16 protein-coding genes, 1 other RNA gene and 2 pseudogenes are annotated in these 24,694 nt (G+C 43.3%); 8 read left to right on the plus strand and 11 right to left on the minus strand.

The window, feature by feature from the left end:
• A pseudogene (locus ABV001_RS13170) lies at positions 1-132 on the plus strand (IS1595 family transposase); the annotation flags it as partial.
• 99 nt (positions 133-231) lie between these two features.
• Here ABV001_RS13170 and ABV001_RS13175 read toward each other — a convergent pair.
• The 11 genes and pseudogenes from ABV001_RS13175 to ABV001_RS13225 form a co-directional block, all read right to left on the minus strand.
• Entirely contained in the window at positions 232-822 is a 591-nt protein-coding gene (locus tag ABV001_RS13175; protein WP_352423232.1) for a hypothetical protein, read from the minus strand.
• 741 nt (positions 823-1,563) lie between these two features.
• Complete coding sequence (locus ABV001_RS13180; protein ID WP_352423233.1) at positions 1,564-2,547, minus strand: FecR family protein; 984 nt, start codon at positions 2,545-2,547, stop codon at positions 1,564-1,566.
• Positions 2,548-2,660: 113 nt separating this feature from the next.
• A complete protein-coding gene (locus ABV001_RS13185) occupies positions 2,661-3,239 on the minus strand; it encodes an RNA polymerase sigma-70 factor (protein ID WP_323425488.1) in 579 nt (192 codons plus the stop codon).
• 81 nt (positions 3,240-3,320) lie between these two features.
• Positions 3,321-4,538 (minus strand): aminotransferase class V-fold PLP-dependent enzyme, encoded by a 1,218-nt coding sequence (locus tag ABV001_RS13190; RefSeq protein WP_352423234.1) that lies wholly within the window; start codon positions 4,536-4,538, stop codon positions 3,321-3,323.
• Positions 4,539-4,781: 243 nt separating this feature from the next.
• Complete coding sequence (gene sufD / locus ABV001_RS13195) at positions 4,782-6,122, minus strand: Fe-S cluster assembly protein SufD (RefSeq protein WP_352423235.1); 1,341 nt, start codon at positions 6,120-6,122, stop codon at positions 4,782-4,784.
• A 21-nt stretch (positions 6,123-6,143) separates the two neighbouring features.
• Positions 6,144-6,887 (minus strand): Fe-S cluster assembly ATPase SufC, encoded by a 744-nt coding sequence (gene sufC, locus ABV001_RS13200; RefSeq protein WP_323425491.1) that lies wholly within the window; start codon positions 6,885-6,887, stop codon positions 6,144-6,146.
• Positions 6,888-7,138: 251 nt separating this feature from the next.
• Positions 7,139-7,900 (minus strand): ABC transporter ATP-binding protein, encoded by a 762-nt coding sequence (locus ABV001_RS13205; protein WP_352423236.1) that lies wholly within the window; start codon positions 7,898-7,900, stop codon positions 7,139-7,141.
• Positions 7,901-7,912: 12 nt separating this feature from the next.
• Positions 7,913-8,662, minus strand: a complete 750-nt coding sequence (locus ABV001_RS13210; RefSeq protein ID WP_352423237.1) for an MlaE family ABC transporter permease — start codon at positions 8,660-8,662, stop codon at positions 7,913-7,915.
• A 503-nt stretch (positions 8,663-9,165) separates the two neighbouring features.
• Positions 9,166-10,299 (minus strand): annotated as a pseudogene (locus ABV001_RS13215) (YihY/virulence factor BrkB family protein); the annotation flags it as partial.
• Between the two features lie 241 nt (positions 10,300-10,540).
• Positions 10,541-10,901, minus strand: an RNA gene (gene rnpB, locus ABV001_RS13220) — RNase P RNA component class A.
• A gap of 203 nt (positions 10,902-11,104) precedes the next feature.
• Entirely contained in the window at positions 11,105-11,959 is an 855-nt protein-coding gene (locus tag ABV001_RS13225; RefSeq protein ID WP_352423239.1) for a LytR/AlgR family response regulator transcription factor, read from the minus strand.
• Between the two features lie 241 nt (positions 11,960-12,200).
• On the opposite strand from ABV001_RS13225, the gene ABV001_RS13230 reads away from it, so the two are divergent.
• The 7 genes from ABV001_RS13230 to ABV001_RS13260 all read left to right on the plus strand — a co-directional run bounded on the left by ABV001_RS13230 (position 12,201) and on the right by ABV001_RS13260 (position 24,674).
• Positions 12,201-13,316, plus strand: a complete 1,116-nt coding sequence (locus tag ABV001_RS13230) for a DUF6051 family protein (protein ID WP_352423240.1) — start codon at positions 12,201-12,203, stop codon at positions 13,314-13,316.
• Between the two features lie 315 nt (positions 13,317-13,631).
• Entirely contained in the window at positions 13,632-14,774 is a 1,143-nt protein-coding gene (locus tag ABV001_RS13235; RefSeq protein WP_352423241.1) for an efflux RND transporter periplasmic adaptor subunit, read from the plus strand.
• Position 14,775: 1 nt separating this feature from the next.
• Complete coding sequence (locus ABV001_RS13240; RefSeq protein WP_352423242.1) at positions 14,776-17,958, plus strand: efflux RND transporter permease subunit; 3,183 nt, start codon at positions 14,776-14,778, stop codon at positions 17,956-17,958.
• Positions 17,945-19,372, plus strand: a complete 1,428-nt coding sequence (locus ABV001_RS13245; protein WP_352423243.1) for an efflux transporter outer membrane subunit — start codon at positions 17,945-17,947, stop codon at positions 19,370-19,372. The genes ABV001_RS13240 and ABV001_RS13245 overlap by 14 nt, the downstream gene beginning before the upstream one ends.
• A 127-nt stretch (positions 19,373-19,499) precedes the next feature.
• A complete protein-coding gene (locus ABV001_RS13250) occupies positions 19,500-20,063 on the plus strand; it encodes an RNA polymerase sigma-70 factor (RefSeq protein WP_352423244.1) in 564 nt (187 codons plus the stop codon).
• Positions 20,064-20,137: 74 nt separating this feature from the next.
• On the plus strand, positions 20,138-21,109 hold the full coding sequence (locus ABV001_RS13255; RefSeq protein WP_352423245.1) for a FecR family protein: 972 nt from the start codon (positions 20,138-20,140) through the stop codon (positions 21,107-21,109).
• A 148-nt stretch (positions 21,110-21,257) separates the two neighbouring features.
• Entirely contained in the window at positions 21,258-24,674 is a 3,417-nt protein-coding gene (locus ABV001_RS13260; protein WP_352423246.1) for a SusC/RagA family TonB-linked outer membrane protein, read from the plus strand.
• The last annotated feature ends 20 nt before the right edge of the window (positions 24,675-24,694 follow it).

Consider the following 24,694-nt stretch of genomic DNA (forward strand, 5'->3'; position numbering starts at 1 on the left):
CTCAATGAATTCTGTTATAAGTTTAACCGGAGATTCTTCCCGGACAAACTTTTCGACAGGCTGGTCATTGCCGCTGTCTCGTACAGCCCCGATTTCAAATCGAAAATTTACAATAGGTCATATTGCGGATAATCATATAATATCTTCATTGAATATTATAACAGGAATTGGAGAGAAGCAAATCAACAGAGATCACCTCTCTCCTCCTCACATATATTCAGTGCAGGTATTTCAGATGGCTACAATTGAGTAAGTAACCGTTGCGGTATATACCGATGTTTCTTCTGGACGGACATGATTATTTATATATTTAAATCCATCTCCGGCAGCTGAATTGTCGTAAGTGACATTGAAGTTAAGATTACCTCCTCCGGTTGAGGAACCAATAAGGGCTTGTTCTCCTGTAGACAAATTAACCAAAGGTAATCCTCCATCTCCATAAGTCTTGTCATTACCACTACCATTAGAGGCTTGTATTACCATATCACTTAATTGTATTGTTTCACTACCTCCCACTCTGGTAAAAGCGGGACTTTCTGCTTTAACTTTAACCTGAAAACCACCCGAACTGAACACAGTTAAATGATCATTCTTCGTTACAGAAACCCCATCCTGATAATTTTGTAACGTAAAATAGTCAAGATTAACCGTCTGATGATCCTCAGCCGGATTGACTACAATTGACTGGATTTGTTTAAACCTGATATTTACGGTTACCTCATCCGCTGTTTGTGTCGGAGGAGTCGAACCTTTCACACTGTTCACACACACTAAGCCGCAAATCACTAAAGCGGCAATTGAAAGAAAGTTTTTTGTTTTCATTTTGAATTAATTATTAAAGTGTTTATTTCTTTATGTAGTCTATTTAACGGCCGACTCTTCCAAATTTACATATAAAAGACATTTCATTTCACTTTATGGACACTTCTGCCTGAATTATATCAGGAGAAAATATCCTTGCATATATTGTTACACAATTTATTCAGGATTTATTCTCTGAAACTACCTATAAAAATCTTTTTTGAGTCGGGCATTGAGGTCTGCAGGTTGAAATTGCAGATCGTATGATACGAGTTCATGAAGATGATTTTTTAACCGGGCTATCTGCCTCATTCTAGGCTTCATGTATAATCCGCTATTTTTTAACTAACCTGTGAAATAGAATTTTAGCAAAACGTCACTATAATTTAAATCACGAACTAAATATTTATTTTACAGCGAAATACACATATGTTCTTTAAAAAACCGTGTCAAAGGTACGTCGACTTTTCTAAATATCAAAAAAAGGACATTATTTTTTATCTATTTAACATAGACGACATTTATTTTTTGATTTTAACTAAGGTTAAATACTGAAGCAGTCTACATATGAACTATTTATAAGTATTACTTAAAAACGGATCCGGATATTTTTTTAACGATTAATATAATAAATCAACACACATGGTGTCCTTTTTTTTACATAATATTCCATCTAATAATAAACAAGTTGCACATTTACACATTTAGAACTGATAGAATAACAAATAGAAAGACCTCCCCCTTATGAAATTTATCATGGAATCAGATAGAAACAGAAATCATATCGCCTTCAATTTTAAATTTTACAGGAGATATTTTTTGAAGTTCTTTCAGTACATTTTCAATACCGGGTTGTTTGGTTGTAAGGGTATAACTGTAATCCAATGCCTCCGCATTTTGCACCTGGAATTGCACGTCGAATCTTCTTTCCAATTCTTTTATCACATCGGCAAGGGGGGTATCATAGAAGTGAAGTATGTTTTTCTTCCACAAGGAGGCATTGGAAGGGTTGATCAGATTTCGTAAAGTCGTCCTTCCGGTGGACTTATCATACTCTATTTTCTGACCGGGTAACATCGGATAGTTGTTTTCATAGACGTGAAAAGAGGTTCTCCCTTCATCCAATACCACCTCAATAGTATTGCTGTTGCCGTAGGCCCTTACATTAAAGGAGGTACCCAATACCTCAGTCTCTGTATGTTGTGCTTTTACAACAAAAGGTCGTTTACGGTTAGAAGCCACATTAAAATAAGCCTCTCCATCGAGATAGACCTCTCTTTTCCGTACCCCGAATTTATTAGGATAACGGATCCGGGTATCTGCATTCAGGAATACCTCAGTACCATCCTGAAAAAAGATACGCGCATCCTCCCCTTTAGGAACATATACTTCAGAATAGGTTGTTTCTGAGAAAAGCTCGGTTTGCCTGCTCAGGTAAAACCCCAACCCGGAAACAACCACTATCGGCAAGAGAATGACAGCTACCCTAAGCCAACTTTTCCTGAAACGGTTTTGGTAGATACTCCTGTCTATCTTTTTGTAGAGAAGGTCGGACTGTATGGAAGTAAATGATTTACCGGGATCAGGCTCACTCTCCATGAGATAAGCATCCCTGTCGAGCATATCCGACAGACATTGTTGCCCCTCTACCGTAGAAGAGAACCAATCGATTAGCTCTACAGCTTCTTCCTTCGAAGCCGATTCGGCTATCACACGGTTAATAATATTTCTGTCCGATAATTGCATTCAATAAAGACTTTTAGAGTCAAGAACCAAGATTCAAGACTTTTGATCCACCTTTCCACTTCTTATTATATAGACACATATCCTACCAAAAGAAATGAGTCCGGACGTATATTTTATAATAATAACATCTTAATCTGTTGAAAGTAAGACCGCAATATTTTCAAAGATTCCTGATAATGGGACTTCACGGTATGGACCGATATTCCCATCTTATCAGCAATCTCCTGGTTACTGTCAGATGTTTTCAACTTTCGCATACAAATTTCCTTTTTTTGAGGCGGAAGCTGCTCGATACATTTGTAAAGTATTTCATGCATCTGCTTTTCTTCCATTTCCCTCAATATATCCTCAGATACAGGTATATCGATCTGCGCATTGACATAATTCAGCGAAACGGCCTCCTTGTGATCACGAATCATATTCAGGATATAATTCTTTGTCATCGTGTAAAGATAGTTCTTTAAATTGATTTCTATCTGGATATCGGAGGTGGACTCCCACAATTTCACGAACACATGTTGTACGGCATCTTCTGCCATTTGTGTGCTTTTTAAATATTTCAGCGCCAATGAATAGAGATACCGGTGATATTTTTGGTATATCACCGCAAAGGCATCTTTATCCCTCTTTTTCAACAAGATGAATAAAGCGTGATCTTCATTTCTATCCTGCCCTTGGAACTGTTTTTGCATCTCAGAACTGCAAATGACCAATTATTAAATGACCAATATTAGAACGTTGAATTATTGAATAAAAGTGCCCAAGTCTTTATTCTATCCAAACATCTCAACGATCCTTTGAATACCTTTTACAAGTATATCAATCTCCTCTTTGATATTATAGAAAGCAAAAGAAGCACGAACGGTGCCTTCCACTCCCAACTCCCTCATCAACGGTTCGGCACAATGGTGTCCGGTACGGACGGCAATCCCCATTTTGTCGAGCAGCGTCCCCATATCGTAGGGATGGATTCCATCCACCAGAAAAGAAATCACACTACTCTTATCAAAAGCATTTCCCAGAATACGTAGTCCTGATATGGCGAGTAATTTTTCAGTAGCATACCGGAGCAATTCATGCTCATAGCGATCAATATTCTCTATCCCTATGGAAGAGATATATTGAAGTGCCGAAGCCAGTGCTGCCGTACCCACAAAATCAGGGGTTCCCGCTTCGAATTTAAACGGGAGCACATTAAAAGTGGTTTTCTGAAACGAAACACTGGAGATCATCTCTCCCCCGCCCTGGTATGGGGGTAATGCATCGAGCCACTTCTCTTTCCCATATAATACACCAACGCCGGTCGGTCCATACACTTTATGCGAAGAGAAGACCAGAAAATCGCAATCGATTTCCTGCACGTCCACTTTTCGGTGCTGCACGCTCTGTGCTGCATCTATAAGCACAGGGATGTCATGCTTGTGGGCTATTTCCACGATCTGGTTAACCGGGTTGACTGTTCCCAATACATTAGAAATATGGGTGACAGCAACCAACTTGGTACGGGAAGTGATTTTTTTCTCCAACTCTTCCAGTATCAACTCACCCTCGGAATTGATAGGGACTACTTTTAGTTTCAGTCCATAATACCCACATTGCAACTGCCAGGGAACAATATTGGAATGATGCTCCATGGCTGTGATTAACAACTCATCACCCTCATTGCAGAAATTCCTGCAAAAGGACGATGCAACCAAATTAATCGATTCCGTAGCGCCACGGGTGAAGACGATCTCATTGGAAGAAGTTGCATTGAGAAACTTCTGCACCATCCTACGTGAAGCTTCATGCTCATCCGTCGCGGCCTGGCTAAGAAAATGTACCCCCCTGTGCACATTGGCATTCACAGTAGTGTACATCTCGTTGATCTTATCCATGACACACCGCGGTTTTTGGGTCGTCGCAGCATTATCAAAATAGACCAACGGCTTACCATATACTTCCCGTGAAAGTATCGGGAAATCGGTACGTATTTTATCTATATTTTTCAATTGTTATTCGGTTGTTGTTCAATTGTTATTCGGTTGTTATTCGGTTGTTATTCGGTTGTTATTCGGTTGTTATTCGGTTGTTATTCGGTTGTTGTTCAGTTGTTATTCGGTTGTTATTCAGTTGTTATTCGGTTGTTATTCAGTTGCTGTTCGGTTGTACTATCCCGCAAAGCGGGAAATAACAGCGAAGCTGAATAACGCGAAGCGAATAACGCACGAAGTGCGAATAACTATTGAATTGAATTACTTACAAACGGCACAATTTCCACAACGCATCAGTTCACCGCGAAACCGTTTGTCGATAAGGGTGATCAGACGTTCCTGCAGCACAGGAATACGAACCATATCCACCACGTCACGCGTAAATGCTACCATAAGCAACAAGCGGGCCTCTTCCTTGTCGATCCCCCGCGCACGCATGTAGAACAGGGCATCTTCATCGAGTTGGCCGGTAGTAAGACCATGGGAACATTTTACATCATCGGCATATATCTCCAGTTGGGGCTTGGAAAACATTTGTGCTGTATCGGACGAAACCAGGTTACGGTTTGTCTGGTACGCCTGTGTTTTCTGTGCATCTTTCTCCACCAATATCTTTCCGCAGAAAACACCGGTCGCCTTATCCTTCAACACATTCTTAAAGAGTTCATTGCTGGTACAGTTGGGTACCGCATGATCAAGAAAGGCAAAGTTATCGATATGTTGTGTTTTATCGCAAATAGCCAATCCTCCCGCGTGCGCCTCGGCATGCTCACCTAACAAACGAAAACGGTAATTATTACGCGTATATCCGTTGTGAAGAGTAATACCGCTCGTAACCACATTGGAGTTCTCTTTTTGCTCACTGAAGACATTATTCAGGCGTGTCACCTTTTCAGAGTTCTCCTCCAACTCATAAAAATCGACCTGAGCCGAAGCACCGGCAGAGATCTCGACTACCTGGGTCACCACGAAGTGGACATCGTCCACGGCATGGTCACAGACAAGCAGCTTCACATGAGCATTCTCTTCCGCGATGATCAGAATTCTCCGGTTCACGTTAAGATCTACCCCTCCACGCAGGATATTGATCAACTGCAACGGTTTCTCAACTTCTACGTTTTTGGGCACATACACTACAAAACCATCCTGTGCAAACAGGGTGTTATAAGCCACTATGCCGTTATCAGACATATTGGCAATCTGTGCGTAATGCGCATCAAACTGGATAGGGTATTCTTTTGCAAACTGTTGTAAACTGCCTACAAAAACGCCACTTGGCAAATTTTCTGTTTGCTCTGCTTTATCGTAATACCTGTCGTTGATAAGGAAATAGGTATATGTAGAGAGATTGGGCACATCACATTTGAATGCATCATAGGGGTTCACCGCAACAGGAATATTCCGGAGGTTCAATCCCAGATCCGCATCAAAACAGCGTTTGATATTCGAGTGTTTATACTCTTCCTGCTTTAGAGACGGAAATCCTATCTCTGCAAATATTTCAAAAGCTGCATCCCGATGCCTGTTCATTCCTTCTACCGAATTGGCGTCCAACTCACCGCGATACTGCTTAAACAGGTCTATATATTGTTGTTCAATCATTTTTATCTGGGGGTTGCGGGGTTACGGCCTTATGAGCCAATCGTATCCTTTCTTTTCAAGTTCCAACGCGAGTTCCGGTCCTCCTGATTTGATAATTTTACCGGCATATAACACATGCACGAAATCGGGTTTGATATATTCCAGCAGACGCTGATAGTGCGTGATGAGAATAGTGGCGTTCTCTTTGGTCTGTAACTTGTTCACACCGGCAGCGACGACCCTGAGGGCATCGATATCGAGCCCGGAATCGGTCTCATCGAGGATGGACAACAGCGGATTGATCATCGCCATCTGGAAGATCTCGTTTTTCTTCTTTTCGCCTCCCGAGAAACCTTCGTTTACCGACCGGCTTACCAACTGGCTGTCCATACCCAACAGTTCCCGTTTATCACGCATTAATTTCAGGAAATCGGTAGCCGAAATCGGCTCTTCATTCCTGTATTTTCGTTGCTCATTGACCGCGGCGCGCATAAAATTAACCATACTCACCCCGGGGATCTCTACCGGATACTGAAAACTAAGGAATAATCCCTCACGAGCCCGGTCTTCGGGCTCCATCTCCAGCAATTCCTTTCCTTTAAAAAGAATACTGCCGCGCGTAACTTCGAATTTCGGATTACCTGCCAATACAGAAGCCAGGGTACTTTTTCCGGATCCGTTCGGTCCCATCACCGCATGTACTTCTCCGGCTTTCACTTCCAGATCGATCCCTTTCAATATCTCCTGCTCTTCTACAACTGCATGCAGGTTCTTTATCTTTAACATACTATATTATATTACTTTTTATTGTATAAATAATTTGGTTGTACAGTTATTCAATCGTTATTTGCTTTGCTTCGCGTTATTCGATAGTTATTTCCGCTTTGCGGGAGTTATTCGCTTCGCTGTTATTTCCCGCCGTGCGGGATAGCTCAAATACCACCGAATTACAATTGAATAACTACCGAATAACTACCGAACAAACAACGTTGACCGTGAAATTGTTCTCTTAACCACCTAAGCACCTTCCCACTTCTTCACTTTTCCTCTTCCGCTTCCTTGATCTTTTTGAAAAGGTCCGACGCAAACACGAAATCATTCAGCTTTTCGTTGTCTGTACCCATTACTTCCGACTTGTTCCCTTCCCACTCCTTAACACCTTCATTGATAAAGATCACTTTGTCACCGATATTGATTACCGAATTCATATCGTGCGAGACCACGATGGTAGTCATCGAGAAATCTTTTGTCAGATTATAGATCAACTCGTCGATGAGCTGGGATGTCTTTGGATCGAGACCCGAATTGGGTTCATCGCAAAAAAGATATTTCGGATTCAACGCGATGGCCCTCGCGATGGCCGCCCTTTTCTTCATGCCACCACTGATTTCAGAAGGATATAGATTGGCCGCATCGAGCAATTCCACCCTTTCCAGACAGAATTCAGCCCGTTTTTTACGCTCCCGTTTATTCTTCCTTGAAAACATGTCGAGCGGGAACATCACATTTTCGAGGACAGTCCTCGAGTCAAAGAGCGCGGCACCCTGAAAGAGCATTCCTAAATCGCGCCGGATACGGCTCAACTCCCTTGATTTAATCCCTATAAAATTTTTTCCGTCGTAGCGTATCTCACCTGAAGTAGGGACAATCAATCCGACAAGGCATTTCAGCAAGACCGTCTTTCCCGAACCGCTCTTGCCAATGATCATATTCACCATCCCATTGTCGAAGGAAGCATTGATATTGTCAAGGACAACTTCACCGTCAAATTCCTTACTCAAATTTTTCACCTCTATCATAACGGCATTCCTTTATCCCAGCGCCAACTGTGTGTACACTAAATCCCATACCAGTATCAACACGCTGTTGATCACCACGGAATTGGTGCTGGCCTGTCCCACTTCCAAAGCGCCTCCCTTGGCATTATACCCAAAATAGGCGGCTACCGAGGCAATAATAAAACCAAACATCATCGATTTCACAATAGAATACCATACCAGCGACTCCCTGAAGAATGCCTGGATGCCATACACATAGGTATCCACCGAAGGAACTCCCAACGTGTGACAGATGACATAGCCGCCGATAAGCCCTGTAAACATACTGAAAACCACCAATACCGGCATAAAAGCGACGAATGAAGCTATCTTAGGCAATATCAGATAATTGGCAGAATTCACGCCCATGATGTCTAACGCGTCTATTTGCTCGGTGATGCGCATAGTTCCTATTTCCGAAGCCACATTCGACCCCACCTTGCCGGCCAGGATAAGGCACATGATGGTGGACGAGAACTCCAACAGGATGATCTCCCGCGACACCGCACCGACCGTAAAGCGGGGCAGCATCGGTGAATCGATGTTCAACCCGATCTGCATCACAATAACGGCACCGATGAAGAAGGAAATGATCACCACAATCCAGATAGAGTTAACCCCTAAAAAATAGACTCCTTTCACGAACTCCTTCAGGAATTCACTCATCCTATCCGGAATAGTAAGCACCCTTTTCATCAACAGGGCATATTCTCCTACACTTTCTATGGAACTGATAAAACTCATGTGGTTTAATAGAAAAGTACTATATTGCTATGACTTGCAAAGATAATCATTTTTATTTTTATGCCTGCAGTGGCTCAAAGATCTTTCAGCAGGAGATCGCTGTTTCCCCCATGGAGACCCATACGCGTGTCCATCAACGCTTTCCAGTGCTCCTGATAATCATCGTCGATATCAATCAGGAAATCTTCCGATCCCTGCACATCCAATTCGGAAACTAACCGGCCCACCGTAATCAAACTGATATCCATGGCGGGCTGGAAGGCAGGCACACGCTCATCACCCGCGGAAGGCGTCACCGAAATAATATTCAGTTCAACCAATTGGTCCAGGATATCATTGGTAAGCCGTCCCGGCACCTTACATCTGACCGATATCTGATCAGCGGTGAGGGGCGGCTTTTCGTCTGCAAAACGTTGCACAATCTCCGAGGCGATCATCAATGTGAAAAAATCCCTGTACCGCCGGCTAATATTGCGTGTTTCCTTTTCAAACGAGAACTTGCGCACATTCTGCGCCGCATAGGAGACCTCCGCGCCAATCAACACGATGAACCACGACATCTGTATCCACAGTAACATGAGGGGGATGGCGGCAAATGTACCGTAAATAGCGTTATAACGAGTGATCCACATCTGACCGCCCAGATAAAGCATCTGGAAAAACTGGAATGCCGTTCCGGCAACGATCCCCGCGATCAACGCATTCATGAATTTCACCTTTGTATACGGCAGAAACTTGTATAATGACGTGAATAACAGAATTATGACTACAAAAGGCACAATATCCAGTAAGCGGGGAATAAAAGGATAAAGGATATAGATGATCTTGAGTGTATCGTTTTGCGGATAGCTGAGAATGTTGAGCGCGTTGACCAGAATAAAGAAGATGGGCATGAAGAGCACCATGGCAGTATAATCGGTCACCTTACGTCCGATACCCCTGCCTTTACCCACTTGCCATATTTTATTCAGGTTCCTCTCTATATCATTAAAAAGTATGAGAATGGTATAGAGGAACAGTAAGATACCTATCCCGGCAAATACACCGCCCCCTTTCGCCTCTTCGAGCGAATTCTCAATAATCTGGAAGAGGAGATCCAAGATCTCGCGTGTCCTTCCTTCAGCAGAGGCTTCTTCTTCGTCACTTATACCTGTCGAAAAAGCAGGCCCCGCGGGTACCGTCTCATTTGCCTTATAGATCGTATCCATGACACCGGCTCCGGGAACCACAGCGATCGTACTATCAGCACCTGACCCGGGTGCCGCAACGACCATCTCCTCCGAGGGCCTGTTTCCCAACATAAAATTGAAGATACTACTCTCCATAATATTCTCAATTCCAAATCCACGGGCAATCGCGAAGATGATGGCTAAAAGCGGCACAATAGAGAGGAGTGTCCTATAGGTAAGTGAACGGGCGCTGGCTGCGATATCCAGTTCCTGCACATTCCGCACGGTGAGCATGACCGTTTTTATGGCATCATACAGGATATTCTTCTTGCCCGAGAGCGTTTCAGGATTCTGGCGCCAGATACCGTAAGTGAGGAAGTGGATCAATTGTTTTATCTTGATCCTCAACAGTTCAAGCCTGCCAGGCTTTTCATCTTCCGGTTCGTATCTCTTTTTTTTTCTCGCCATGATTTTAATAGCTCAACTCTTGCAGGAGCACCATTGCCCGTCTCCGGATAGAGAGACGCGAAAGCGCAACTGTTCTAAAAAGAACGTTTTCGTTAAGCCAAATGAACAGAGCCAAGCTTGCTTGAGCTATGTCATGGCGAGAAAACGCCTAATGAAATTGAACGTTTTCGTTAAGCAAGAGCAGAACAAATTTATTTGTTTTGCCGAGCGCAGAAAACGCCTAATGAAATTGAATTTTAAAAAAAGCAGCTGGTCTGTAAGCCGGGTTCTGTAACCGACGAATCGGACGTTTGTCATTTATCTACGGAGAAATGTCGCCACCCTCCTTTAGCGGCCTACCCCTCGGCATCGGGCGAGCAACCCTAAAAATCCGATATACATGGCCTTGCAACCCATAATGCGTACGGCGCACTGCATTACTGCAACGCCCGGTGAGCTCTTACCTCACCTTTTCACCCTTACCCCGACACAAGGCCGGGGCGGTTGTTTTCTGTTACGCTTATCTGCCCTCACGGACAGCTTCCCGTTAGGAAGTATGGCGCTCTGTGTTGCCCGGACTTTCCTCCTCCCGCCTGGCGGGAAGCGACAAACCGACCTGCTGCAATTACAAAAGTAATACGAATTTAGCGATTTAGCCCTTATTTCCTGCAGTTTTTTTATTATAAGGTGCCTGAGTGCCTGAGTGGCTGAGTGATTAGGTGGTTAGGTGCCTGAGTGTCTAAGTGATTAGGTGCCTGAGTGCCTAAGTGGATAGGTGGATAGGTTCTAAAAGTCTTTACTCTTTACTCTTTATTCTTTACTCTATCTAAACCGAATAATGTGAAAATTTATGCATAAACGACTCATAATAAGTCTTTGAGACAGGAATATCGGGCGTGTGGCCCTCATCAAGCTCCAATACGATTCCACCTTTTATCTTTTTCAGTATCTTCACCTTGTCCATATTCACGATATAAGAGCGATGGCAACGGACTAAAGGGGTTTCCTGAGTGAGATGTTCGTCCATCCATTTCAGTGAGTTACGCAATAGGAATTGCGACACGCCCGATTTATTCAGGTAATAGATGGTCGCATAGTTATCTGCGGACTCAATATAGAGCAGATTTTCCAGCATCACCGATATTTTCAGGTCACCTTTCTCATCGTGGAATGCGATCAATGTTTTGGGACGGGTATCGGTCAATCTCTCTTCTTCAATACGTTCCAGGAGGGTAGTTTTCTCTTTCCATGAAAAATATAACCAGGTAATGGCATAGGGTAATAATAGCACCAATGCCGTATTGAAGAGGCTCTGCCGGAAAATCTCGGAGATATCCCTCTCAATACCGTCTTTGGGAAAAAACTTGGAAAAAAGCGTATAGAAGATAGCCATCGCCACTATCTCGCACAATATCCACAAGGCATAATGCCAATAGAGTATATCCCGTTTTTTAGAGTAGGCTGTAAGAATTATCCGGCTGATTACGACTACCAACATACCGGTAAGGATGATAAGGCTCGAAAAGGCAAAATATTTAATATCGGATACACCGGGATACCAGTCACGGGAACCGAAGGGCTGAAAGAGATTGATAAACAGCAAAGCAAACAGCGCCGTAAAAAGGATTGTTCTTATACTGTTTTTCTTTTCATATAAATATGCGGGAATCTCGTCCATCATAAAAATGAATTATCTGCTCACAAATGTAAATTTTTATTGGCGACTTACCAAAATAATCAGATCTTCCTACGATTTTTTTCACCCCTAAATAATCGATTTCACCCCATATATGAGATTTTGTCCCATTTTCATTGCAATTTTCCCTTTGATTTGCACACCATGGGAAAAGCCTGTTTATTTGTTGAAAAATAGCGCTATAGCGCAGTAAACAGGCGGACAACCGCTAATTAATTGAAGGATTATGATGAATTACAATGAACGATATGTCGCATTAAACACCTGTTTCAGGCAGGGGGTCGACTCTCATGTAGAAGAAACGAATATCGATATACGTTTTTTTCGTTTCAACAGCCATTCAACCGATGAAACAGGCGGCACGCTGCAAAGTACGGACAGTGATATCGTTGAAAACTTCTCGTTTGAATATCCGGTATTTACTCCTTCAGGCAAACCTAAGCAAGAGGAAGCTATCCTTCTTCTCCATGGATTGAATGAGCGGAACTGGAATAAATACCTCCCCTGGGCAGAATTTTTATGCCTCAATACCGGCAAACCCATAATACTGTTTCCTATTGCATTCCATATAAACCGGGCACCCATCACATGGTCAAATCCACGCAGCCTGATCAGTCTACTCAATTTCCGGAAAGAGAAATATACCGACGAACGGACCATCAGCTATGCCAACGTGGCACTCAGTGAGCGCATCAGTCAAAGTCCGGAGCGATTTTACCTGTCGGGAAGGCAAACCTGGGCAGACTTGACAGTATTGTTCGAAGAAATAAAAAACGGACGTCATCCCCTTTTTAAGGAAGATTCAAAGATAGATATCTTCGCCTATTCGATCGGCGCCTTCCTGTCACAGGTCGCCCTCATGGCCAATGAAAAAGGTCTTTTTTCCGACTCACGCCTTTTTATGTTCTGTGGCGGGAGTATTTTTCGCTCCATGTTCGGCATATCAAGAAGCATCCTCGACAAACCTGCCTTTGAGAAGCTGCAACATTATTACATCTACAGCTTCGGGAACGAAGAAGCTCCTTTATGGGAACGAGACAAAGCTTTCAACGCTTTTTTACAAATGATCACCCCGGAAAGGCTTCGTTCAGAGCGTGAAAAATTTTTCGCACGTTTCAAAGAAAAGATCAGGGGAATCGCCCTGTCCAATGATCATGTTATCCCCTATCACGGTGTATTGGAGGCACTGGGCAAAAAAAATGCGGAGTCCACCATTCAACTGCTCGATTTTCCATTTCCCTACACCCACGAAAATCCTTTTCCGCATACAACAAGAGACATTCCTTCCCTGAACAATGCCTTCAGCAACGTTTTCTCCCAGGCGTCGGAATTTTTAGCTTAAGCCACTTCAGCCCCCATTGCTCACCTCACCTCAGCATGAAAGAGTTCTATCGCGCATGATGAAATAGTTCAAATGAAAATCAATAAATCAAATTACCCAATAATTACCATGGACAACCTTATGATCCCAAAAGAAAATGTCTAATAAACCTAATAGGCGGTTCGTCGATTTTTTTTGGAAAATCGGGAGATTAAGTTTAATTTTGTGCACTTAGAATGGATTGGATAAAAGAAGTAGGTTATTAAATCCATCTATTTATTCCTTTTATGTTGGGTTATTTCATTACTTTATACGATGTGAAATCGTCAATTATTTATGAATCATACAATAAAAAATTACATCTGTTTTTTTTCAGCGGCGCTCTTGGTAATGCTATTTACAACCGCTTGCGGAAATAAGTCAAAGAATAACGCGAACGCGTTATCGGCACGGGTTTATCCTGTACAAGAACTTACAAAGCAAACCGCCGTGTTGGAATCAGTGTTTCCCGTCATATTGAGAGGAGAAGAGGATGCGGAAATCAAGCCGCGGGTAAGCGGATATGTCGACAAGGTATATATCGAAGAGGGTGCTGTGGTAAAAAAGGGACAGCCCCTGTTCTCTATCAATTCTCCCACCTCTGAACAGGATCTGGCTTCGGCAAAATCAGCATTGGAAAGCGCAAACGCCGCCCTTGGCACAGCCCGGCTGAATGTGGAACGCATACGCCCCCTCGCCGAAAAAAATATTGTCAGCGGAGTGCAGCTGCAAACCTATGAGAACGCTTATACCGCGGCACAGGCGGCGCACGAAGCAGCCCGGATCGCACTGCGCACGGCACAGGCCACTTCGGGATGGACCACCGTCACCAGCCCAATCGACGGTATCGTGGGTTCCATTCCCTACCGTAGTGGAAATATGGTGACCAACGCCTCCACCCTGACCACCATCTCGAAGACCCAGACGACCTATGCTTATTTTTCGCTGAACGAAAGGGCGCTGGCATCCTTATTGGAGACGATCGAAGGAGATACCCAGGCCGAAAAGATACACCATCTTCCCGAGGTCTCCCTCCTCTTGGCGAATGGAACCACTTACCCCGAAAAAGGGAAAATAACCGCCATCTCCGGTATTGTAAATTCCCAGACAGGCGCCATAAGCCTTCGTGCGAACTTCCCCAATAAGGGTGGCATGCTCAGAAGCGGGGCCAGCGGCAGGATAGCGATCCCCAGGGAGTTGAATGATGTTTTTGTCATACCGCAAAAAGCCACTTTCACCCAACAGGACAAAGTGGTATTGTATAAGGTTGTAAAAGATGCGGCCAACGAAAACGACTCCACCGTGCAAACAATCATAACGGTACTTCCTTTGCCCGATGGCAAGCATTATGCCGTGACCTCCGGTTTGTCCGAAGGGGAGCGGATCGTGGTGGATGGCATAGCCACACTGGGCAATGCACGAAAAATAAAAACGCAATAATATGCTGAAGATATTTGTAGAAAGGCCGGTGCTTGCCACCGTGATTTCCATTCTGATAGTAGTGCTGGGTATCATCGGATTGGTCACCCTCCCCGTGGAGCAATATCCCAACATTTCACCTCCCACCATCCGCGTATCCACCAATTATAGCGGAGCGAGCGCGGAAGTGGTGATGAACAGCGTGATCATCCCCCTGGAAGAACAGATCAACGGAGTGGAAGGCATGACTTATATGACTTCCACCTCATCCAACTCCGGCTCGGGAAGTATTACCGTCTATTTCGAACCGGGAGTCGACCAGGACATCGCGGCCGTGATGGTGCAAAACAGGGTAAGCCAGGCCACATCGCTTCTACCCGCTGAGGTTACCCGGTCCGGGGTGAATGTGGTGAAACAGCAGAGTGACAACGTGCTGACAATATCTTTTTCGTCCACCAACCCGGATCACGACCAAGCGTTTATTCAGAATTATACCGACATCAATGTGCTTCCCCAGATAAAACGTGTACTGGGCGTGGGAGATGCCAGTGTGATGGGGGCAAAAACATACTCCATGCGTATATGGCTGAATCCTAACCTCATGGCATCGTATAACCTGACTCCGGCAGAAGTGCAGGCAGCGTTGAACGACCAGAACGTGGAAGCAGCCCCGGGCACCATCGGACAAAACAGCGACCAGACTTTTGAATATTCCCTCCAATATACGGGACGATTGAAATCGGTGGAAGAATTCAAAAATATCATTGTCCGTTCCCAAAACGGAAACATACTCCGGTTGGGGGATGTGGCGGATGTGGAGCTGGGGGCCTTATTCTATGCGGTACAGTCCGCTACCGACGGCCTCCCTTCGGTGGTGATGCAGGTAAGCCAGATTGCCGGATCCAACGCTACCGAGCTGATCGCCAATATTAAATCAACGCTCGATGAAGCTGCCACATCGTTTCCCCCGGGCTTCCAATACATCTATGTATCGGATGCCAGTGAGTTTCTGGATGCTTCCATCGAGAAAGTGGTCTCCACTCTTTTTGAGGCATTCATACTGGTGTTTCTGGTAGTTTTTATCTTTTTGCAAAGTTTCCGCTCTACCCTGATCCCCGCCATTGCTGTGCCGGTAGCCATTATAGGTACTTTCTTCGTGTTGCAGGTAATGGGATTTTCCATCAACCTACTGACGCTGTTCGCCCTTATCCTTGCCATCGGTATTGTGGTGGACGACGCCATCGTGGTGGTGGAAGCGGTTCATGCGCACCTGGAAAAAGGTGTCAAGAGCGCAAAAGAGGCAACCCTGTTGACATTAAAGGAAATAGCTCCGGCCATCATCTCCATTACACTGGTAATGGCATCGGTATTTATTCCGGTGAGTTTTATCGGTGGGACAAGCGGTGTTTTTTACAAGCAATTCGGGTTGACGCTGGCAGTAGCCATTTTTATTTCGGCCATCAACGCGCTCACATTAAGTCCTTCGTTGAGCGCTTTGTTTCTTACTTCACCGCATACGGAGGAAGCCGGGAAAAAGAAGAACATATTCAAACGCTTTACCGCTTGGTTCAACAAATGGTTCCAGAAGCTGACCGATCAATATGAGAAAACATTACGTTTCCTGGGAAAGAAAAATCACCGCTGGATCACTGTGACAATCATCGCGGTATTCTCCCTGGTATTGTTCTTCCTGATGAAAACCACGCCTACCGGATTCGTACCACAGGAAGATAGTGGCTCCGTACTTTGTATGATTACCTTGCCGCCCGGATCATCCCTCGAAAGGACTGACTCGATAGTGCAGAAAGCATACGCGATCACCCAAGAGATACCGGAGGTGGCCCATATCTCCAATATCACAGGGGTCAATTTTATCAGTGGTCTGGGTAGCCCTTATGGCACATTGATGGTCAAACTGAAACCCTGGAAAGAACGCAAGAGAACCGCAGCCGATATTGTGACCGTTCTGACTGAAAAAACAAGTTCTATCGTTGGTGCCTCGTTTACGGTGTTCAGCGCCCCCACCTTGAGAGGTTTTGGGTTGAGCAGCGGCGTGGAGCTGAAGATGCAGGACAGGACAGGGGGAAATATCTACGATTTCTTCGATGTCACACAGGATTTCCTGGGCAAGCTGCAGGCCACGGACCAGGTACTGACCGCCTATACCACTTTCAATCCCAACTTTCCCCAAAAACAGATAGAAGTGGATATCGCCAAGGTAAAGGAGGCGGGGTTGCAACTCAATAACATATTGGCTACCCTGCAAATGTACATCGGGAGTATGTACACTTCCAACTTCACCTTGTACGGAAAACCCTACCGCGTGATCATACAGGCTTCTCCCGAATTCCGCAAGAATATGGACGACTTGGAAGCTCTTTTTGTGAAAACGGCGTCGGGTGAGATGTCACCCATCACCGAATACCTGACGATCACCGACTTTTCAGGACCGCAATCCTACACCCGGTACAATATGTACACGTCGATGGACGTCACCGTTATCCCCAATGCCAGTGCGGGATACAGCACGGGAGACGTGATAGCGCTGACCGACCGGATGGGAGCGGACGAGCTTCCGGTGGGATACGGCTTCGAATATACGGGGATGACGCGAGAGGAAGTCCATAGCGGCAATCAAACATTGCTTATCTTTATGCTCTGCCTGATATTCGTATATCTTCTCCTTTGTGCCCTTTATGAGAGTTATATTATACCGCTTGCGGTAATTCTCTCGCTGCCGGTCGGTCTGGCAGGGGTATTCATCTTTCTAAAAATATTCGGGGTACACCAAGGTATCACCAATAACATATACGTGCAGATCTCCCTGATCATGCTCATCGGTCTGCTGGCCAAGAATGCCATCCTCATTGTGGAATTCGCCATCCAGCGACGAAGGCAGGGAATGCATATCGTGGAGGCAGCCGTAAAAGGGGCGGTGGCCCGTCTGCGTCCTATCCTGATGACGTCGTTTGCTTTCATCGCCGGGTTGACACCGCTGTTTTTCGCCACGGGTGCAGGCTCGGTAGGAAACCGCTCCATCGGTATCAGTGCCATTGGCGGTATGCTGATCGGAACCATACTGGGCGTATTGGTCATTCCTTCATTGTATATCATCTTCCAGACGATGCATGATAAATTCGTAAAATCGGGCCTCGTGAACATAAGTGATGACGCTATAAACCAACCAAGTGATGAAAAAAGATAAAAAGGCCATTTTCATGCCGGCCATTTTCACGGGAATCGTCTTCCTGCTCCTGGGATTCTCCTCTTGTCAGGTGATGAACCGCTACCAAACACCTGAGATAGAGACATCCAACCTATACAGGAACGATATTAGCAATAGTTTTTCCGGCGACACAACGACCATTGCCGATATCCCCTGGAGAGAATTTTTCAACGACAGCTATCTGGTTGGATTGATTGAAGAAGCCCTCAATAACAATGCTGACCTGCAGGTAGCCGTGACCACCATCCGTCAGGCCGAGGCAAATCTGAATATGGCACGATCCGCCTATTTCCCCACGGTAGCGCTTACAGGACAAGTTACCAACACTACAACGAGCAGTGCCGACAAGACACTCGGCTACAACTCGCAAAACGTCTCATTGGGGATTGCTGCCTCATGGGAACTGGATATATGGGGAAAACTGAATCGACAGTCGAGATCTAAATATGCCTTATTCCTGCAAAGCCATTCTTATAGGAACCTCATCCAGAGCTCACTCATCGCCAATATTGCCACCTCATACTACTCGCTGCTGGCGCTCGACGAGCAACTGGGCATCACAACAGAAACGGTCCGGCTATTGGAAGAAAATGTGGAAACGATGATGGCCCTGAAAGAGGCGGGGATGCAGAATGTGAATGAAGCAGCCGTGGAACAGAGCCGTGCACTCATGTTGAGGACAAAATTAAGCATCTACGATTTGGAGAGTGCCATCCACCAGATGGAAAATGCTATTTCTGTGATGCTTGGACGTGAATCCGGAACAATAGAACGCTCCTCGTTCGAAGCCCAGACAGTCCCAACAAAACTGTCGACAGGCGTTCCCGCCCAGCTGTTGGCAAGACGTCCCGATGTAATGCAGGCAGAGCTTGACTTCCGTTCTGCTTTTGAGTTGACGAATGCGGCACAGGCCAGTTTTTATCCCTCCATCACACTGAATGCCGGTTCGATGATAGGCTTCGTGGCACCGGGCTTCAGCAATTTTTTCAGCAGCGAGAACCTATTGGCCAATGTGATCGGGGGCATAACCCAACCCATTTTCAACAGGGGACAATTGAAAGGAAACCTCAAAATAGCGGAAGCGCGACAGGAAGCAGCCCTGATCACTTTTGAGAATACCGTCCTGCGGGCAGGACAAGAAGTATCGGATATTTTGTTTTCTTATGAATCATCCGTCAGAAAAAACAGTATCCGTCAGGAACAAGTAAACTCATCTCAAAACGCTGTGGAGTATACGAAAGAGTTGCTCATTGCCGGCGAAGCCAACTACACCGAAGTGCTCACGGCAGAACAAAACTTCCTCTCCGCACAACTTGGTGAGGTAACTGATAAGCTTGAGCAATTGCAGTATTCTGTTAATTTATACCGAGCCTTGGGAGGTGGGGCGGAATAACATTTTCACAATAGCTCTACTGCATTCTAAAAAGTTGGCTTGTTCTTAAATTCAGCCCAATTTGCACCGATTGTGATATTTTTTGTATTTTTGGCATTCATATCTCAAAAAACAAAAATAATATTCAATGCGTGCCATATCCACATATAAGGCTCAATTTGAAGAAGTGTATGTTTCCTTTTATGCAAGGATGAAGCGCTTCGCCCAACAGTATGTGATCCGCGAGGAGGATGCGGAAAATATTGTACAGGATATTTTTTTCGAACTTTGGGAGAAACAGTTGGAATTCTCTTCTTTTGTCAATCTCAACGGATTCCTGTTTATGATATTAAAAAACAGGTGTGTCGATTTTCTCCGGAGAAAGACACTTGAACAACAAGCCGCAGAGGAAATACAATCCGAATATATCCGTACGTTGAAACTAAAATCCGAATCACTTGAAGCATTAGAGAATAAGTTTCTTAATGAACCCGATATCGATGCCATTATTCAAAAAGCCATAGAAAATCTGCCGGAAAAATGCAGGGAGATCTTTGTAATGAACAAGATTGAGGGAAAAAAACAGAAACTGATCGCCCAGGAATTGAACATATCCATAAACACCGTGGAAAGCCAGATGGCCATTGCCTACAAGAAACTAAAAGAGTCTTTAAAAGACTGCACACTACTCTTTCTTTTCTTCTTTATTTGATTTTTCTCAATAAATTTCAACCTCCTTTAGCGGATTTTTATTCTTTATTCGTTTTATATATAACAAGCATTAAAATGGACGAACAACTCTTGCAATATTTTTCAAACGAATTACCGGTCGAAGAGCGATTGGAATTGATTCACCGCATTGAAAACGACAATCAGTTAAAAGCTGAATTTATTCGTTTGCAGAACCTGAGTGCGGTTTCACAACTCTCAATCCATCCTTCCGACCGGAATGAAGGTCTCAAGTATTTCAAGCTGTTTGATTCCCGCATCAAACAAAATACCCAGAGAAAACTTTTGGTGAATATTGCAAAATATGCGGCAATAGCCCTTATTCTCATAGCTTCATCCATCTGGACTACACTATATTTATCGGGGAATGCTACGGAAACGGCGATAAATACATTATATGTTCCGGCCGGACAGCGTGCCCAAATAACGCTACAAGACGGAACGGAAGTCTGGCTGAATGCACAATCTACACTAAAATATCCATCTCATTTTTCTAAAAAGAACCGAGAAGTTGAGATTACAGGTGAGGCATTTTTCGATGTGGCGCAAGAGAAAAAACGCCCCTTTATTGTATCCACCCAACATATCGATATGAAAGTACTGGGAACACAATTCAATGTCTATAGTTATCCCGATGCAGGTTATATCCAAACGGACCTGATTGAAGGTTCTGTGAAGGTAACCCAGAATAAGGATAAAAAGAACAGTATCATTTTGAAACCGAACGAACAAGTAATCGTCTATGGGAATAATATGGCCGTTACTAATACCCTTAATCCAGAGCATATGCTTTGGAAAAATGGAATCTACGCTTTTACCAATGAACGTTTAATTACCATTATTGAAAAATTGCAACTTTATTACGACGTAAAGATTGTAGTAGAGGACCCTGAAATCTTCAATGTAAAATATACCGGAAAATTCCGTCAACGAGATGGTATTGATGAGATCTTACGTATTTTACAAAAAATTCAATCATTCAAAATTGAGAGAGATAAAGAAAATAATATAATCACTTTAACAAAATAAATTAATCAACTAACCATTTAATGTAGAAATGTCTATGAGAAATAATCAAGAAGTAAAATAAAAAGCGACAAGTGCTCCAACACTCGTCGCTAAGATTAAAGCAAAAAACCAACTATCAATTTAGTATTCACTTTAAAGACACAAATGTATGAAAATAAACATTTCATCGGATCCTTCTTTAACAAAAAGAAACGATCATAATTATTTATTTAAGGTCATGAAAATCTGCTTACTTTTTATATTTGCCTTCACTTTCCAAATGATGGCTTTCAATTCTAATGCACAAGATGCAATTATTGAATTAAAGACAAGTTCTGTCACTATTGGGCAGTTAATCAATGAGATTGAGAAACAGACTGACTATTTAGTCGTTTATAGCAACCGGGAAGTAGATACCAACCGAATAATAAATCTCAAACAAAATGCTGATCAGGTATCATCTTATCTCAATACAGCCTTCTCCAATACAGATATTGGCTACCATTTTGAGAATGATTACATCGTTCTTTCAAAAAAAGTCCACCAAAATGTAACAGCCGTAGCCCAGTCAATCCAGAATATACAACAACAAGGTCGGACGATAACGGGAAAAATAACCGATACAAATAAAGAACCCATTATCGGTGCCACTGTGGTAGAAAAAGGAATGCCTTCACATGGTACAATCACGGATTCCGATGGGAATTTCACCCTCTCGGGAGTGAGTGATAACGTGGTATTACAACTGACTTACGTAGGGATGAAATCGCAGGAAATACCAGTAGGAAGAAGATCAATTCTGAATATTGTGATGGAAGAAGAAGCTATTGGTTTGGAAGAAATCGTAGCTGTTGGATATGGATCCCAAAAGAAAGTGAATCTAATTGGTGCTGTTTCTTCTGTTGACTTTGAGAGTAATACAGTTCAAAACAGATCGTTGACCAACGTATCAACATTACTATCCGGAACTTCATCAGGCGTTCGTATACAACAAATTAATGGTTTACCAAGTGATAACAGCGAAGGGCAAATAAGTATCAGAGGTGTTGGCTCTCTCAACGCCAGTTCAACCCCTCTAATCCTGATTGACGGACAGGTTTCAGATATTAACTCTGTCAATCCTAATGATGTAGCTTCTGTTTCTATATTAAAAGATGCCGCATCATCGGCAATTTATGGGTCCAGAGCATCCAATGGGGTAATTCTAATTACTACCAAAACAGGAAAAGATTCAAATGGAAAAGTAACATTTAATTATAACAATCTTCTCGGGTTCAAAACTCCGTCTCAAGTTGAGAATCTGGTGAGTAATACCGTGGATTATATGACTCTGGTGAATATGATGAGGGTAAATTCAAATATGTCTGAAAAATTTCCAAAGGAATATATTGAAGAATGGAGAAAAGGGTCAGTAACAGATCCTATTAAGTATCCCAATACAAATTGGATGCAAGCCCTGATCAAAGATAATTTTATAATAACCCATAATTTTTCAGCACGGGGAGGCAATGAAAGAATCGGGTTTTACAGTTCTGTTAGTTATTTTGATGATAACGGACTAATTCCAAATACGGGTTTTCAGAAAATAAATTTCAAGAATAATCTTGATTACAAAGTAAATAATTGGTTGAAAATAGGTAACAACATAACTTTAAACCGTACAAAAGCTGAACCAGCAACAGTTGCAAATGGTTTTCAATGGATGAGAGCCACCACTCCGGCTGTGGTACCCAAACACGCAGATGGAAGATTTGGGTCAGGACAGCTTTTGGCGGGTGAAGGAGGGGCCAACAATCCGCTGATGACAGTTGAAAATGCGCGTGGGGAAACTAAAAACACGCAGTTACAGGCTAAAATCTATGCGGTTGTGAGTCCTTTTAGAGGATTGTCTATTACCTCCAGCTATTTTGTGGATTATAACCAACAGGAAAGATGGAGTGGCCGGGTTTATTCTGATCAGTGGAATTTCCAAACAGACAAAGTTGGTATAAATAATACTGCAGGGAGTCGGCTGACATTAACGAATGAATCAAGGCGAAATGAAAGGAATATATTTGATCTTTACGCAGACTATAATACAATTATTAATCATCATAATCTCAAAATACTGGCAGGATACAACTCCGAATATTATGAGAATTATTATTTTAACGGAGCGATAAGTAACCTTTTAACTTACGATACGAATGTACTGGATGCTGGCTCAACCGATCCTCAGGTAGGCGGAAATGGTACAGATTACAGTATGCAATCTTTTTTCGGACGTCTGTCGTATAGTTTCAAAGATAGGTATTTGTTCGAATCGAACCTGAGATATGATGGTTCTTCAAGATTTTCACCAAATAACCGGTGGGGATTATTTCCTTCATTCTCGGCAGGATGGATCATTTCTGAAGAAAATTTCTGGAAATCAGCGCTCCCCGTATTCGACTTCCTAAAGTTACGGGCTTCATACGGAGAACTTGGCAACAATGGCATCGGCAACTACGAATGGCAGTCATTTTATGAAGCTGCAAATTATAATTTTAACGACGTTATTGTTCCTGGATTGGTTTACAACTCATTTGGAAATTCATTAATAACCTGGGAAGCTACCGATATTTTGAATTTTGGAACAGACATGAGGTTATTTAAATCATTGTCACTTACCATAAATTATTATAACAAAATCACAAAGAACATTCTGGCAAAACTGCCCATACCCAACGTAAATGGAGGTATTACAGCCCCAAGGGTAAACTCGGCAAAAGTTCAGAATCAAGGAATTGAATTAGAAGCTGGTTACCGGTTTAATATCGGTAAATTGGGAGTAAACGCCAACGCTAATTTCAGCTATAATAAGAACAAAATCCTGAAATACAGAGGGGACCTTATAGATCCACGCGGGGATTATCAAGCCTGGACCGAAGGACATCCTATTGGCATATACTGGTTAAAAGAGGTTGACCATATCATTCAGGATGATGCTGAGATTAACCAGCTTTTGGCCAATGGTTATACATTTTACCCCTCTACACCGGGGAAAGGAGATTTGCTCTATAAGAACAACAATGATGACAAAGTTATTGGGGACGATAAAGATCGTGTATTGAAAGGAAACCCTATCCCTCTGTATACTTATGGCGGTAATTTGGGCTTAACTTACAACGGATTCGATTTTAATATGCAGTTTGACGGCGTTGCCGGGTGGGATAAGTACCTGAGAAATTCGTTGTACAGCTTGAACCATCAGGAAGGTTACCAATGGCCAAAAGAGTACATAAACGCCTGGACTGAGAAAAATCCGAGTACAACCATTCCCAAGGTTTATTTCTCCAATCCCCAAAATGATCAGATTTCAGATTATTATCTCAGAAGTGCTGCTTTCCTTAAAATAAGGGCTATACAATTGGGATATAATCTACCAAAGAGTCTTATCCAGACGGTAAAAATAGAGAAGTTAAGGTTTTTTATCAACCTTGAAAACTATTTCACATTTACCAAATGGCCTACGAATGATCCTGAAGTTGAATTGCCGAGTGCAGGAGGTGACCAAACTTATCCATTAAGTAAGACATTTTCAATGGGATTGAATATTAGTTTTTAATTTTTAAAACGTAAAAGAAG

This window comes from Proteiniphilum sp., assembly GCF_040307845.1.
In the GTDB taxonomy this organism is placed as follows: Bacteria; Bacteroidota; Bacteroidia; order Bacteroidales; family Dysgonomonadaceae; genus Proteiniphilum.

Excerpts from the sequence above, each read along its gene's own strand:
- ABV001_RS13175 (WP_352423232.1), bottom strand. The coding sequence starts at position 822 with ATGAAAACAAAAAACTTTCTTTCAATTGCCGCTTTAGTGATTTGCGGC.
- ABV001_RS13180 (WP_352423233.1), bottom strand. The coding sequence starts at position 2,547 with ATGCAATTATCGGACAGAAATATTATTAACCGTGTGATAGCCGAATCG.
- ABV001_RS13185 (WP_323425488.1), bottom strand. The coding sequence starts at position 3,239 with ATGCAAAAACAGTTCCAAGGGCAGGATAGAAATGAAGATCACGCTTTA.
- sufD (WP_352423235.1), bottom strand. The coding sequence starts at position 6,122 with ATGATTGAACAACAATATATAGACCTGTTTAAGCAGTATCGCGGTGAG.
- sufC (WP_323425491.1), bottom strand. The coding sequence starts at position 6,887 with ATGTTAAAGATAAAGAACCTGCATGCAGTTGTAGAAGAGCAGGAGATA.
- ABV001_RS13205 (WP_352423236.1), bottom strand. The coding sequence starts at position 7,900 with ATGATAGAGGTGAAAAATTTGAGTAAGGAATTTGACGGTGAAGTTGTC.
- ABV001_RS13210 (WP_352423237.1), bottom strand. The coding sequence starts at position 8,662 with ATGAGTTTTATCAGTTCCATAGAAAGTGTAGGAGAATATGCCCTGTTG.
- ABV001_RS13225 (WP_352423239.1), bottom strand. The coding sequence starts at position 11,959 with ATGATGGACGAGATTCCCGCATATTTATATGAAAAGAAAAACAGTATA.
- ABV001_RS13230 (WP_352423240.1), top strand. The coding sequence starts at position 12,201 with ATGATGAATTACAATGAACGATATGTCGCATTAAACACCTGTTTCAGG.
- ABV001_RS13235 (WP_352423241.1), top strand. The coding sequence starts at position 13,632 with ATGAATCATACAATAAAAAATTACATCTGTTTTTTTTCAGCGGCGCTC.
- ABV001_RS13240 (WP_352423242.1), top strand. The coding sequence starts at position 14,776 with ATGCTGAAGATATTTGTAGAAAGGCCGGTGCTTGCCACCGTGATTTCC.
- ABV001_RS13245 (WP_352423243.1), top strand. The coding sequence starts at position 17,945 with ATGAAAAAAGATAAAAAGGCCATTTTCATGCCGGCCATTTTCACGGGA.
- ABV001_RS13250 (WP_352423244.1), top strand. The coding sequence starts at position 19,500 with ATGCGTGCCATATCCACATATAAGGCTCAATTTGAAGAAGTGTATGTT.
- ABV001_RS13255 (WP_352423245.1), top strand. The coding sequence starts at position 20,138 with ATGGACGAACAACTCTTGCAATATTTTTCAAACGAATTACCGGTCGAA.
- ABV001_RS13260 (WP_352423246.1), top strand. The coding sequence starts at position 21,258 with ATGAAAATAAACATTTCATCGGATCCTTCTTTAACAAAAAGAAACGAT.